General features: G+C 56.2%; 15 protein-coding genes. All 15 read right to left on the minus strand.

The window, feature by feature from the left end; genetic code table 11:
• Nucleotides 1-30: 30 nt before the first annotated feature.
• Complete coding sequence (atpA, locus tag QMK51_RS28810; protein ID WP_105342560.1) at nt 31-1,575, minus strand: F0F1 ATP synthase subunit alpha; 1,545 nt, start codon at nt 1,573-1,575, stop codon at nt 31-33.
• 21 nt (nt 1,576-1,596) lie between these two features.
• On the minus strand, nt 1,597-2,133 hold the full coding sequence (locus QMK51_RS28815; RefSeq protein ID WP_258698321.1) for a F0F1 ATP synthase subunit delta: 537 nt from the start codon (nt 2,131-2,133) through the stop codon (nt 1,597-1,599).
• Nucleotides 2,134-2,145: 12 nt separating this feature from the next.
• Nucleotides 2,146-2,616 (minus strand): F0F1 ATP synthase subunit B, encoded by a 471-nt coding sequence (locus tag QMK51_RS28820; RefSeq protein ID WP_258698322.1) that lies wholly within the window; start codon nt 2,614-2,616, stop codon nt 2,146-2,148.
• A 57-nt stretch (nt 2,617-2,673) separates the two neighbouring features.
• Nucleotides 2,674-2,931, minus strand: a complete 258-nt coding sequence (gene atpE, locus QMK51_RS28825) for a F0F1 ATP synthase subunit C (RefSeq protein ID WP_002555987.1) — start codon at nt 2,929-2,931, stop codon at nt 2,674-2,676.
• A 133-nt stretch (nt 2,932-3,064) separates the two neighbouring features.
• Entirely contained in the window at nt 3,065-3,934 is an 870-nt protein-coding gene (gene atpB, locus QMK51_RS28830) for a F0F1 ATP synthase subunit A (RefSeq protein WP_258618470.1), read from the minus strand.
• A gap of 16 nt (nt 3,935-3,950) precedes the next feature.
• On the minus strand, nt 3,951-4,358 hold the full coding sequence (locus QMK51_RS28835) for a F0F1 ATP synthase subunit I (protein WP_205891178.1): 408 nt from the start codon (nt 4,356-4,358) through the stop codon (nt 3,951-3,953).
• A 148-nt stretch (nt 4,359-4,506) separates the two neighbouring features.
• On the minus strand, nt 4,507-5,379 hold the full coding sequence (locus QMK51_RS28840; protein ID WP_008007888.1) for a ParB/RepB/Spo0J family partition protein: 873 nt from the start codon (nt 5,377-5,379) through the stop codon (nt 4,507-4,509).
• A gap of 9 nt (nt 5,380-5,388) precedes the next feature.
• Nucleotides 5,389-6,186 carry a ParA family protein gene (locus QMK51_RS28845; RefSeq protein WP_258698324.1) on the minus strand — a complete coding sequence of 266 codons (798 nt, stop codon included), beginning with the start codon at nt 6,184-6,186 and terminating at the stop codon, nt 5,389-5,391.
• Between the two features lie 18 nt (nt 6,187-6,204).
• Nucleotides 6,205-6,849 (minus strand): 16S rRNA (guanine(527)-N(7))-methyltransferase RsmG, encoded by a 645-nt coding sequence (rsmG, locus tag QMK51_RS28850; protein WP_223489396.1) that lies wholly within the window; start codon nt 6,847-6,849, stop codon nt 6,205-6,207.
• Nucleotides 6,846-8,744 carry a tRNA uridine-5-carboxymethylaminomethyl(34) synthesis enzyme MnmG gene (mnmG, locus tag QMK51_RS28855; RefSeq protein ID WP_258698325.1) on the minus strand — a complete coding sequence of 633 codons (1,899 nt, stop codon included), beginning with the start codon at nt 8,742-8,744 and terminating at the stop codon, nt 6,846-6,848. Before mnmG ends, rsmG begins: the two co-directional genes overlap by 4 nt.
• A 550-nt stretch (nt 8,745-9,294) precedes the next feature.
• On the minus strand, nt 9,295-10,665 hold the full coding sequence (gene mnmE / locus QMK51_RS28860) for a tRNA uridine-5-carboxymethylaminomethyl(34) synthesis GTPase MnmE (protein ID WP_258698326.1): 1,371 nt from the start codon (nt 10,663-10,665) through the stop codon (nt 9,295-9,297).
• A gap of 79 nt (nt 10,666-10,744) precedes the next feature.
• Nucleotides 10,745-12,430 carry a membrane protein insertase YidC gene (gene yidC / locus QMK51_RS28865; RefSeq protein ID WP_320392796.1) on the minus strand — a complete coding sequence of 562 codons (1,686 nt, stop codon included), beginning with the start codon at nt 12,428-12,430 and terminating at the stop codon, nt 10,745-10,747.
• A 2-nt stretch (nt 12,431-12,432) separates the two neighbouring features.
• Nucleotides 12,433-12,678, minus strand: a complete 246-nt coding sequence (yidD, locus tag QMK51_RS28870) for a membrane protein insertion efficiency factor YidD (protein WP_010465488.1) — start codon at nt 12,676-12,678, stop codon at nt 12,433-12,435.
• A complete protein-coding gene (gene rnpA, locus QMK51_RS28875; protein ID WP_010465490.1) occupies nt 12,671-13,072 on the minus strand; it encodes a ribonuclease P protein component in 402 nt (133 codons plus the stop codon). Before rnpA ends, yidD begins: the two co-directional genes overlap by 8 nt.
• A gap of 16 nt (nt 13,073-13,088) precedes the next feature.
• The gene (gene rpmH / locus QMK51_RS28880) at nt 13,089-13,223 is read right to left on the minus strand and encodes a 50S ribosomal protein L34 (RefSeq protein WP_003213577.1); all 135 of its coding nucleotides are present in this window, start codon (nt 13,221-13,223) and stop codon (nt 13,089-13,091) included.
• Between the last annotated feature and the right edge of the window lie 568 nt (nt 13,224-13,791).

Raw genomic sequence — 13,791 nt, forward strand, 5'->3', positions numbered from 1 at the left:
AAGCGGGAGCCTTGCGGCTCCCGCTGCGGCTTACCAGGTTTGGGTGGCCTTGAACTTCTCGATACCGGCTTTCATGCCAGCGTCGATTTCGTCATTGAAGTCACCCTTCACGTTGATCTTCGCCATCAAATCGGCGTGATCGCGGTTGAAGAAAGCAATCAGCGCCTGTTCAAAGCTGCCGATCTTGGCGATTTCGACGTCAGTCAGGAACCCACGCTCAGCGGCATACAGCGACAGCGCCATGTCAGCGATCGACATTGGTGCGTATTGCTTCTGCTTCATCAGCTCGGTAACGCGCTGACCATGCTCAAGTTGCTTACGGGTCGCTTCGTCCAGGTCAGAAGCGAACTGGGCGAATGCCGCCAGTTCACGGTACTGAGCCAGAGCGGTACGGATACCACCGGACAGCTTCTTGATGATCTTGGTCTGAGCGGCACCACCCACACGGGATACCGAAACACCGGCGTTCACTGCAGGACGGATCCCGGAGTTGAACATGGCCGATTCCAGGAAGATCTGACCGTCGGTGATGGAAATCACGTTGGTCGGAACGAACGCGGAAACGTCGCCAGCCTGGGTTTCGATGATCGGCAGTGCGGTCAGGGAACCGGTTTTGCCGGTCACTGCGCCGTTGGTGAACTTCTCTACGTATTCTTCCGAAACGCGGGATGCGCGCTCCAGCAGACGGGAGTGGAGATAGAACACGTCGCCTGGGTAAGCTTCACGGCCTGGTGGACGGCGCAGCAGCAGGGAAATCTGGCGGTAAGCCACTGCTTGCTTGGACAGATCGTCATAAACGATCAGCGCGTCTTCACCGCGGTCGCGGAAGTATTCGCCCATGGTGCAACCGGAGTACGGTGCCAGGAATTGCAGTGCTGCAGATTCCGAAGCGCTCGCAGCCACGACGATGGTGTTAGCCAGTGCGCCGTTTTCTTCCAGCTTGCGAACCACGTTGGCGATGGTCGATTGCTTCTGACCGATCGCTACGTAGACGCAGAAAATGCCGCTGTCTTTCTGGTTGATGATCGCGTCGATCGCCAGAGCGGTTTTACCGATCTGACGGTCACCGATGATCAGCTCACGCTGGCCACGGCCGACAGGGATCATGGCATCGACAGCCTTGTAGCCAGTCTGTACAGGCTGGTCTACCGACTTACGCCAGATCACGCCTGGAGCAACTTTCTCGACCGCATCGGTCTCGGTGTTGTTCAGCGGACCTTTGCCGTCAACTGGGTTACCCAGTGCGTCGACAACGCGACCCAGCAGTTCCTTACCTACCGGAACTTCGAGGATGCGGCCGGTGCACTTGGCGCTCATGCCTTCAGCCAGAGTCTGGTAAGAGCCCAATACTACGGCACCTACAGAGTCTTGCTCGAGGTTGAGAGCCATACCGAAGACGCCGCCCGGAAACTCGATCATCTCGCCGTACATGACGTCGGCCAGACCGTGAATCCGCACGATACCGTCAGATACGCTGACGACAGTGCCTTCGTTACGGGCTTGGGAGGTCACATCGAGCTTGTCGATGCGGCCCTTGATAATTTCACTTATTTCGGAAGGATTGAGTTGCTGCATTGCTCTGCTGCCCCTTCAAACTCAAGATTTCAATGCTTCGGCAAGGTTTGCGAGTTTTCCGCGAACCGAGCCATCGATAACCAGGTCGCCGGCGCGAATGACAATGCCCCCGATGAGGGATTTGTCTTCCGCAACTTGCAGGCGCACTTCCCGGTTGAGTCGTGCACTGAGAACCTTGGCGAGTTTGTCTTGCTGTTCTTGGTTCAATGCAAAAGCACTGGTGACTTCAACGTCTACCGACTTCTCTTGTTCGGCCTTGTACAGGTCAAACAGAGCGGCGATCTCCGGCAACAGCGGGAGACGGTCGTTTTCGGCAACGACGTTAATGAAGTTCTGTGCCTTGGCATCAAACTTGTCGCCGCACACGTCAATAAACGTGGCGGCCTTGTCTGCGCTCGTCAGTCGCGGGGCCTTGAGCACGCGCTGCATGGTGTCGTCTTGCGACACTGCTGCAGCCAGGCCGAGCATGGCTGACCAAGAGGCCAGTTGCTGGTGGGCCTGGGCGTGCTCGAAGGCTGCCTTAGCGTAAGGTCGGGCCAACGTGGTCAATTCTGCCATGATCGCCCTCGCTTAAATTTCAGCAGCCAGTTTGTTTACCAGCTCCGCGTGCGCGTTTTGATCGATTGTGGCACCCAGGATCTTCTCGGCGCCGCCGACAGCCAGTGCACCCAGTTGGGCACGCAGCGCGTCTTTGACACTGTTCAGTTCCTGCTCGATCTCGGCCTGAGCCTGAACCTTCACACGTTCAGCGTCGAGACGGGCTTTTTCAACAGCCTCGTCAACGATCTGATTACCGCGTTTCTTGGCTTGCTCAATGATTTCAGCTGCCTGAGCTTTCGCTTCGCGCAGTTGCTGACCCACTTTCTCATGGGCCAACTCCAGGTCGCGAGCTGCTCGGCTGGCAGCGTCCAGTCCATCCGCGATCTTCTTCTGACGTTCGTGCAAAGCCGCGATGACCGGAGGCCACACGAACTTCATGCAAAACAGTACAAAAATGAAGAACGCAACGGACTGGCCAATCAGGGTTGCATTAATGTTCACGCCAACACCTCGCTCGTTCGTTGCACATCACACCAATCAACTCGAAGGTTCGAGTGATTAGCCAGCGAGTTGACCAACGAATGGGTTCGCGAAGGTGAAGAACAGAGCGATACCAACACCGATCATGGTTACGGCGTCGAGCAGGCCGGCAACGATGAACATTTTGACTTGCAGCATTGGAACCATTTCTGGCTGACGCGCTGCGCCTTCCAGGAATTTGCCGCCCAACAGGCCGAAACCAATTGCGGTACCCAGTGCGCCCAGGCCAATCAACAGTGCAACAGCGATAGCGGTTAGACCAACTACAGTTTCCATCTTTCCTCCCGACTTTTACGTCGTATGGTTTAGGTTTTTTAGATTTTAAAGCGGTAAAACAAATCGTTTCATAGCCCTGTTCGGGCACCCTCTCGTTTGACCGAGAGGGACATCAGACTAGTCGAGACTGGTCTTAATGGTTCTCTTCGTGCGCCATCGACAGGTAGACGATGGTCAGCATCATGAAGATAAACGCCTGCAGGGTGATGATCAGGATGTGGAACACAGCCCACGCCCACTGCAGAACTACGCCCAGGCCGCTAAGCCAGAGCAGACCGCTGCCGAACATCACAGCAATCAGAATGAAGACCAGCTCGCCGGCGTACATGTTGCCGAACAGACGCAGTGCCAGGGAGATTGGCTTGGCCACCAGCGTCACGAACTCCAGCAGGAAGTTCACCGGAATCAGCAGGGCTTGAACGAAGATGTTTTTGCTGCCGAACGGGTGCAGGGTCAGTTCGCCAATGAAGCCGCTGATGCCCTTGACCTTGATGCTGTAGAAAATGATCAACGCGAATACCGACAGGGACATACCCAGGGTCGCATTCGGGTCAGTAGTAGGAACGGCACGGAAGACCAGATGCGGGTCACCGGAAATGATGGCCGCCAGCTTCGGAATCCAGTCAACCGGTACCAGGTCGACGGCGTTCATCAGGAACACCCAGACAAAAATCGTCAGGGCCAATGGCGCGATCAATGGATTACGGCCGTGGAAAGTATCTTTCACGCTGCCGTCGACGAACTCGATCAGAACCTCGACGAAGTTCTGCAGGGCGCCAGGCTGACCGGAAGTCGCCTTCTTTGCCGCCATGCGGAAAAGAAGAACGAAGATCAGACCCAACGCGACCGACCAGCCGAGGGTATCGACGTGGAAAGCCCAGAAGCCCATTTCTTTGGCTTCTGCTGCGGTGTGGGCAAAACCCCACCCGCCAGTTGGGTGCTGACCGAAGGTCAGGTTCTGCAAGTGGTGCTGGATATAGCCCGAAGCGGTTGTTTCTGCCATGGTTGCCTCAAACGCCCTAAGGTCTCGAAAGTCTTGTTCTCATCAGCAGGGGCGCGAACCAGCTGACCAGTTGGGTCAACACGAAGACGCCGAATACAGCTAGCGGCGCCAATGGCTTCACACCTGCAAACGTCAATGCAAAGAGCACTGCCGTCAAAATCAGTTTGCCCGCCTCGCCGGCATAAAAAGACCGGACAATGGCTTGAGCTGCTCGGGCGCCGGAAAACCGAAATGCCCTGTGAGCGAAATAAATATTGGGAAGCAAGGCTATCAGGCCTCCGCAAAGTCCTGAGTACCCGGCAACGACTCCATACCATTGCCAGAGCGCCAAAGCGGCAATCAGCAAAACGACAAATTGAGCCATTAACACCGGAAAAACTGCCAGGCGATGGAACGGCAAGCGGTCTGGCGTGCGGTTTTCCATCACTTTTGCTCCCCAATGGTCGGCCGCCGGAGTTCAATAACTTGGCATAATTTGTGCCGACAAAATGCGCGCAGAGTATAGGGGCGGTTCTGCCCCTATTCAACTGTCAGGTAGTGATTTCCGACTTCACGCTACACGGGGAATTGTTTCAGCGGATGTGTGCGAGCACACCTTGAAGCTCATCGAGGGAGTTGTAACCGATCACCAACTGCCCTTTCCCCTTCTTTCCGTGACGGATCTGCACCGCAGAGCCTAGGCGCTCGGCCAGGCGCTGCTCGAGCCGGGCGATATCCGGGTCCGGTTTTGCCGGTTCCACAGGCTCCGGTTTGCCACTCAACCACTGGCGAACCAGTGCTTCAGTCTGGCGCACAGTCAGCCCCCGTGCGACAACATGTCGCGCCCCTTCGACCTGTTGGTTTTCCGGTAAACCCAGCAAGGCACGGGCATGACCCATTTCCAGGTCACCGTGAGACAGCATGGTCTTGATGACTTCCGGCAACGCAATCAGACGCAACAGGTTGGCCACAGTGACGCGGGACTTACCCACAGCCTCGGCCACTTGTTGCTGAGTCAGCTGGAATTCCTGCTGCAAACGCTGCAAGGCCACCGCTTCTTCGATCGGATTGAGGTCTTCGCGCTGGATGTTCTCGATCAGCGCCATGGCGATGGCGGTTTCATCCGGTACATCGCGAACCATCGCCGGGATGGTTTCCTGGCCCGCCTGCTGGCTGGCGCGCCAGCGGCGTTCGCCGGCGATGATTTCGAAGCGGCCACTGCCGATCGGGCGAACCACGATCGGCTGCATCACGCCCTGGGCCTTGATCGACTGCGCCAGCTCTTCCAGCGCCTGAGGATCCATGTCCCGACGCGGCTGGTACTTGCCGCGCTGGATCAGGTCCAGGGGCAGGTGCTGCAGCTCACGCTGATCGGCTTGCACCGCTTGTTCTTCCAGCGAGCTGACAGTCGGACCGCTCAGCAGTGCATCCAGTCCACGTCCGAGACCTCGTTTCTTGACGGCCATGGGGATTCCTTAAGTTGCCTGAGCAGCGGCGGTGCGTGAATTTTTGCGTTGCCGACGAACCATCTCGCCAGCCAATGCCAGGTAGGCAATCGCGCCCCGTGATGCTTTGTCGTACGCCAGCGCCGGCATGCCATAGCTAGGTGCTTCGGCCAGGCGAATGTTGCGCGGAATCACGGTGTCGTAGAGCTGATCACCAAAGTGTTCCTTGAGTTGCGCCGAGACGTCGTTCATCAGGCTCAGGCGCGGGTCGTACATGGTCCGCAGCAGGCCTTCGACTTTCAGGTTCGGGTTCAGCAGTTCGGCAATGCGCTTGATGTTATCCACAAGGTCGCTCAACCCTTCGAGCGCGAAGTACTCACACTGCATGGGGATAATTACCCCATCGGCGGCAACCAGTGCGTTGAGCGTCAACATCGACAGCGACGGCGGGCAGTCGATCAAAATGTAATCGTAGTTGTCACGGATTGGCGCCAACGCGCTGCGCAGACGGCTTTCCTTCATCTGCATTTCCAGCAGAACGACTTCGGCCGCGGTCAGGTCGCGGTTGGCCGGCAGTAACTGGTAACCACCGTGTTCGGAATAGTGCATGGCCTGGGCCAGATCGCATTCGCCGATCAACAGGTCATAGACCGAGTTTTCCAGGCCATGTTTATCCACACCGCTACCCATGGTGGCGTTGCCCTGTGGATCGAGATCGATCAACAGCACCCGACGCTTGGTAGCGACCAGGGAAGCTGCGAGGTTGATGCAGGTGGTGGTCTTGCCCACACCACCCTTTTGGTTCGCTATCGCGAATACCTTAGCCATTCTTGCTTGTGTTCCCAATCATGCCGTGCGGCGCAGTATCAGCAGATGGCGTTGGCCTTGGCAACCGGGTACGGCCAGGGCGTGTTCGCTATCGAGGTGGAAGTCTGCCGGCAATGCTACCAGCTCATCGGCGGGATGAACGCCCTTCATTGCCAGCCAGCGTGTATCGGCATCGCCCAGGTGGCGAGTCCAGTTGCTGAAGTTCTCCATGCTGCTGAACGCCCGGGAAATGATCCCGTTGAATGGCAATTCAGGCTGGAAGGCTTCGACGCGACTGTGGATAACTTGCAGGTTATCCAGTTTGAGTTCGAGTTTGACCTGGGTCAGGAAGCGGGTTTTCTTGCCGTTGCTGTCCAGACAGGTCACTTGGGACTCCGGAAACAGGATCGCCAACGGAATCCCCGGCATGCCGCCGCCGCTGCCAACGTCCAGCCAGCGGCCGTTCTCGATGAACGACATCACACTCAAGCTATCGAGCAGGTGACGAGAAACCATTTCGTCCGGATCGCGCACGGCGGTCAGGTTGTAAGCCTTGTTCCATTTGATCAACAAGGCCAGATAACCCAGCAGCTGAGCGTGCTGGGTTTCCGTCAGTGTGACACCGAGCTGGCGAGCACCTGTGGATAACTCTTCTGCATGTTGCGAGGTAACCAACGAACTCAAGCGCTTTGCTCCAACTGACGGCCCGCGCCGCGTTTTTTCAAATGAATCATCAACAGCGAAATCGCTGCCGGGGTCACGCCCGGGATACGCGACGCCTGGCCCAGTGTCTCTGGACGGGTCGCACCGAGCTTGCTCTGGATCTCTTTCGAGAGGCCGGAGATGTTCGTGTAATCGATATCCACAGGCAGTTTGGTGTCTTCGCTGGCCCGCAGACGTGCAATTTCATCCTGCTGACGATCGATGTAACCGGCGTATTTGGTCTTGATTTCGACCTGCTCGGCAACCTGTGGATCTTCTGCGCCCCCGCCAGTCACGGCGATCAGACCAGCGTAGTCGATTTCCGGACGGCTCAGCAGGTTGAGCAAATTGTATTCGTGGGTCAGCGGCGTGCCGAACTTCTCGGAAATCGCATCGCCTTGCTCGGTGCCCGGGCGAACCCAGGTACTTTTCAGGCGTTGCTCTTCCAGATCGATGCTTTCGCGTTTCTTGCAGAAAGCCGCCCAACGCACGTCATCAACCAGACCCAGTTCGCGACCTTTTTCGGTCAGGCGCAGGTCGGCGTTGTCTTCGCGCAGGATCAAACGGTATTCGGCGCGAGATGTGAACATCCGGTACGGTTCCTGGGTACCGAGGGTAATCAGGTCATCGACCAAAACGCCGATGTAGGCTTCGTCGCGACGTGGACACCAGGCGTCTTTGCCCTGAGCACGCAGTGCAGCGTTGGCTCCGGCCAGCAAACCCTGGGCACCGGCTTCTTCGTAACCGGTGGTGCCGTTGATTTGCCCGGCAAAAAACAGACCGCCGATTACTTTGGTTTCCAGGCTGTACTTCAGGTCACGCGGGTCGAAGTAGTCGTACTCGATGGCGTAGCCAGGACGAACGATGTGCGCGTTTTCCATGCCGCGGATCGATTGCACGATCTGCAATTGCACATCGAACGGCAGGGAAGTGGATATCCCGTTCGGATACAGCTCGTGGGTGGTCAACCCTTCCGGCTCGATAAAGACCTGATGGCTTTCCTTGTCGGCAAAGCGATGGATCTTGTCTTCGATCGATGGGCAATAACGTGGGCCGATGCCTTCGATCAACCCTGCATCGGAATACATCGGCGAACGGTCGAGGTTGGCGGCAATGATTTCGTGGGTCCGGGCGTTGGTGTGGGTGATCCAGCAGCTGACCTGTTTCGGGTGCTGCTCTTTGGAGCCCATGAACGACATCACCGGGATCGGCGTATCACCGGCTTGCTCGGTCATCACCGAGAAATCCACAGAGCGACCGTCGATACGCGGCGGTGTACCGGTTTTCAGGCGACCTACACGCAATGGCAGTTCACGCAGACGATGAGCCAGAGCAATCGATGGCGGATCACCGGCGCGACCGCCGGAATAATTCTGCATGCCGATGTGGATAAGTCCGCCAAGGAAGGTGCCGGTGGTCAACACCACGGAATCCGCGAAGAAACGCAGGCCCATTTGGGTGACGACACCACGCACTTGTTCCTGTTCGACGATCAGGTCATCCGCTGCCTGTTGAAATATCCACAGGTTCGGCTGGTTTTCCAAAGCTTCGCGGACAGCCGCCTTGTACAGAATCCGGTCAGCCTGAGCGCGGGTTGCACGCACGGCCGGGCCTTTGCGGCTGTTCAATACGCGAAATTGAATACCACCTTTATCGGTAGCCATGGCCATCGCACCGCCCAGGGCATCGATTTCTTTGACCAGATGGCTTTTACCGATCCCGCCGATGGCGGGGTTACAACTCATGGCACCGAGGGTTTCCACGTTATGCGTCAGCAACAGGGTTTTTGCCCCCATACGTGCTGATGCAAGTGCTGCCTCGGTACCGGCATGACCGCCGCCGATGACGATCACTTCAAAACGGGAAGGGAAATCCACCACGCACCTCGTGCCTGCTTCAGTCAGGTAATCCGGAATAGTTTGAGCTCAGGTTTTTGGACCTGGTCGGCAAGTATAGGGACTTCGCCCTTCCTAAAGAACCCTTTGCACAAAATTTAACCAGCTGTGGAGAAGTCGGGATTATAGAAATTAAAAAGAGAGAAATTTATTAAATCTTTGTTTTTATGTTTATTTCTACTGACCTACCTTTCTGTGGATAGATTCATACAGACCTTTATTTTCAATGTGTACAGCGATTTAAAACCCTGTGGTCATGTACCGACGAGGCCCTTGGATAACCGGTGTAAGCCTGTGGATGAAAGGGGTGGTTATCCACAGAGGCGGTTATCTTCAGTTTTGAGGCCCTGTTATCAACTGCCCTTAGCGGCAGTTATTCACAGGGCTTAATCCACAGAAAAGCGCTCAATGAGCAAATCCCGGGCACGGAAAATCCACCCAGGCAGAAAAAATCTGCTCGGCACTGGAGGAGAATTACAGAAAAGAGAAAGCAGACAGGCCAGAACGGCCTGTCTGTGGATAACGAAGAGGGCTATTTACCGATGCAGAAGCTGGAAAAGATCCTTCCCAGCAGGTCATCGGAGCTGAATGCACCGGTGATTTCACCCAAAGACTGCTGAGCTTGCCGCAAATCTTCGGCCAGTAACTCGCCGGCCCCTGCTAACGTCAACTGTGCACGGCCATGCTCGAGGGACGCACTCGCATGACGCAGAGCCTCCAGGTGACGCCTGCGAGCACTGAAACTGCTTTCAGAGGTCTGCTCGTAGCCCATGCAGGCCTTGAGGTGATCGCGCAGCAATTCCAGGCCTTCGCCGGCGGACCTGGCACTGAGGCTGATAGTGACGTGGCCATCTTCGCTGACTTCCAGAGCAATCGCTTCGCCCGTCAGGTCCGCCTTGTTACGGATCAGCGTAACTTTTGCCGGATCCGGGCGGGTTTCGAGGAATTCAGGCCACAGGGCAAATGGATCAAGAGCCTCGGGAGCCGTGGCATCGACCACTAGCAACACTCGATCCGCTTCGCCGATGGCTTTCAATGCCCGTTCGACGCCAATTTTTTCCACCTGATCATCGGTGTCCCGCAGGCCGGCGGTGTCGACCACGTGCAACGGCATCCCATCGATGTGGATATGTTCGCGAAGAATATCCCGGGTCGTGCCGGCAATCTCGGTCACGATCGCGGCTTCACGTCCGGCCAAGGCATTCAGGAGGCTGGACTTGCCGGCGTTCGGCCGGCCGGCGATCACCACCGTCATGCCGTCACGCAGCAAGGCCCCCTGCCCGGCTTCACGAAGCACTGTGGATAATTCGTCGCGTACTTTGTCGAGCATGCTCAGTACGTGGCCATCGGCGAGGAAGTCGATTTCTTCTTCAGGGAAGTCGATAGCCGCTTCGACATAAATTCGCAGGCCTATCAGTTGCTCGGTGAGGTTATGCACACGCTGGGAAAACGCTCCCTGCAACGAACGCAGGGCATTTCGTGCTGCCTGTGCAGAACTCGCTTCGATCAGGTCGGCAATGGCTTCGGCTTGAGCCAGGTCGAGTTTGTCGTTGAGGAAAGCGCGCTCGCTGAATTCACCCGGCCGGGCCAGACGACAGCCCAGTTCCAGGCAACGCTTGAGCAGCATATCCAGAACGATTGGACCGCCGTGGCCCTGCAGCTCAAGCACATCTTCACCGGTGAACGAGTTCGGTCCCGGGAAATACAGGGCGATGCCTTCGTCCAGCACCTCTTCATTTGCACTGAGAAACGGGCCGTAATGGGCAAACCGCGGTTTCAGTTCGCGACCGCTGATGGCTTTGGCCGCCAGACTCGCCAGCGGCCCGGAAATACGGACAATGCCCACACCGCCGCGACCTTGAGCGGTGGCGACGGCAGCGATGGTTTCACGAGGAACGCTCATAAACCGGTATCCAGACAAAAGTGACAGATAGCAAAACGCCCCACTAGGGGGCGTTTTGAGTGGTTATCCACAGTGTAAATCAGGCAGCTGCTTTGGTAGCCGCTTCGATCTTACGTGTGATGTACCACTGTTGGGCGATCGACAGGCAGTTGTTCACTACCCAGTACAGCACCAGACCCGCCGGGAACCACAGGAAGAAGAAGGTGAAGATGATTGGCATCAGCTTCATCACCTTAGCCTGCATCGGATCCGGAGGTGTCGGGTTCAATTGCTGCTGGATGAACATGGTTGCGCCCATGATGATCGGCAGAATGAAGAACGGGTCCTTGATCGACAGGTCTGTAATCCACAGCATGAACGGCGCCTGGCGCATTTCCACGCTTTCCAGCAGAACCCAGTACAGCGAAAGGAAAACCGGCATCTGCACCAGGATTGGCAAGCAGCCGCCCAGTGGATTGATCTTCTCTTTCTTGTACAGCTCCATCATGGCTTGCGACATTTTCTGCCGGTCGTCGCCATGTTGCTCTTTCAGCGCGGCCAGTTTAGGTGCCACTGCACGCATGCGGGCCATGGATTTGTAGCTGGCAGCCGACAGCGGGAAGAAAATCCCCTTGATCAGCATGGTCAGGAAGATGATCGAGAAGCCCCAGTTACCGACCAGTGCGTGGATATGTTGCAGCAGCCAGAAGATTGGCTGGGCAATGAACCACAGAATGCCGTAGTCGACGGTCAGTTCCAGACCTGGGGATAACTCTTTCAGGACGGCCTGGCTTTTCGGACCGGCGTACAGAACGGCGCTGGTTTCAGCTTTTGCACCTGGCGCGACAGTCATTGCCGGGGCGGTGTAGCCGATGATGTAGTTGCCTTTGCTGTCTTTACGGGTCTGGACGACGTTGTTTTCGCCCTTGGCCGGAATCCATGCGGTCACGAAGTAGTGTTGCAACCAGGCAACCCAACCACCGTTAACGGTTTCTTTCAGCTGAGCCTTGTCCATGTCCTTCATCGACACTTTCTTGTACGGCTCGTTACTTGTCCACAGGGCGGCGCCCAGGTAAGTCGCGGTGCCGGTGGCGGTGCTGGAAGAAGGATCGGAGCTGGCATCACGCTTCAGTTGCGCAAACATTGCACCGGACCAGGGCTGAGCACTCTGGTTGTCGATCAGGTAGGAAACGGTTACGTCATACAGGCCACGTTTCAGCGTGAAACGCTTGATGTAGTTGACGCCGTCCTTGCTGAACTTCAGGTCCACGACCAACTGGTCCTGACCGTCAGCCAGTTGGTAAATCTTCTTCTCGGAGGAGTAAACCGGACGACCGGCAGGACTTGCGTCCGGGCCGTTGGTGCCGATCAGGCCGCTCTGAGCCAGATAAGTCCGCTCGTTGCCGTTATCGAACAGCTGGAATGGAATTTCCGGATGGTCCTGGCGACGTGGATACAGCGGCAGCATCAGCTGGGCAACATCGCCACCTTGTGGATCGATAGCCAGGCTGAGCACATCCGTTTTGATCTGGATGAGGTCTTTGCTTGCTGCCACTGGCGTTTCAGCCGGTGCAGTTGCACTGGTATCGCTTGGGGCACGTGGAATGTCGTCACTGGCGGAAGCATTATTGCCAGTCGCCGTATCCGGTAGGCCCGGTGCGGTAGTACTGGAAGCAACATTCTGAGTCGGCAGGGCAGCCTGGCCATAGTCCTGGTTCCATTTAAGAACCATAACGTAGGACACGATTGCCAGGGCGACGATCAGGATCGTGCGTTTGATATCCATGATTACTCGGCCATCGAAGAAGAACGGGAGGTAGGGATAGGTGGAACCGGGTCATAACCACCGGGATTCCACGGATGACAGCGACCTAAACGACGAAAGGTCAGCCAGCCACCGCGCAGAAGGCCATGATTTTCTATGGCTTCATACGCGTAGCAGGAACAACTGGGGTAGAAACGACAGTGACTGGCCATCAGGGGACTAATGGCATAGCGATAAAACTGGATCGGAACGAGTGCCAGTTTACGCATCGGGACTGTCTACCCCTACAGTTTCGGTTTTGACTGCTGGTACCGGCTTGCTGCGTGCCAGACGTTTCCAGAGTTTGCCGAAATGCTGAATCAATTCGGGGTTTTCTACGTCACCCAAACCTTTGCGCGCGACGATAACAATGTCCCAACCGACCAGTGAATCCTGGTTCAGGCGAAACGATTCGCGCATCAGACGTTTGAGGCGATTGCGCTCGACGGAGAGCTTTACGCTCTTTTTCCCGATAACCAGCCCGAGACGGGGGTGATCAAGGTCGTTGTTGCGCGCAAGGAGCAGGAGATTTTTCCCCGGAACCTTGCCGGTAGGGGAGTCAAAGACTGCCTTGAAATGCCGGGGAGTAAGCAGACGCTTTTCCCGACTGAAGTCCTGACTCACCTCCAGTGCCGGATTATCAAACTGCCAGACGCGCACGACCTTTGGCGCGACGACGCGACAGGACGGCACGACCGTTCTTGGTAGCCATGCGAGCACGGAAACCGTGGGTACGAGCGCGTTTGATAGTGCTTGGTTGGAAAGTACGTTTCATTGTCGTGTTACCTGGTTCGTCCACAACGGGCCGGAATGGCCCCCGTTTTAAGAGACCGGGGATTCTAGAGAAAGCAAGCCTCTAGGTCAATTTCCAACCAGCGTTTCCTTATAAATAGATCTCCAGAGGTTTTGTTCGTCCGCAGGTCGATCGCTAGATATAGAAATAAAGAAGGGAATTATTTAAAGCTTTTCTGTAAAGCTTATAAAAGCTATGGCAGCGATCATCTGTGGATAACTACCTTAAGCCCTTAAAAACCGTGATGTACAGAGAATGACAACTACAGTGGAAAACGGTGGTCAGCCTGTGCTGCGCTGTCGGATAAGCTGTGTGTGGAAAGGGTAGTTATCCACAGGCAGGTTATCCACCGAGTTTCGCCCCCACTTGTCCAGTGCCCTCATGGGCGGTTATCCACAGAGCTTATACACATACCGTTGGTCTTCTTTTCGAGGGTTAACGCATTGATAATTCATGCCCTCTGCGCAACCTGCATGTGGATAAGTGGGCGTCTGGTCGCTACAATGACCGCTTGTTTTTGCCTCACCGGCTTTCAACTTAGGGGATATCC

This window comes from Pseudomonas sp. P9_31 (genome assembly GCF_034008235.1).
Classification (GTDB): domain Bacteria; phylum Pseudomonadota; class Gammaproteobacteria; order Pseudomonadales; family Pseudomonadaceae; genus Aquipseudomonas.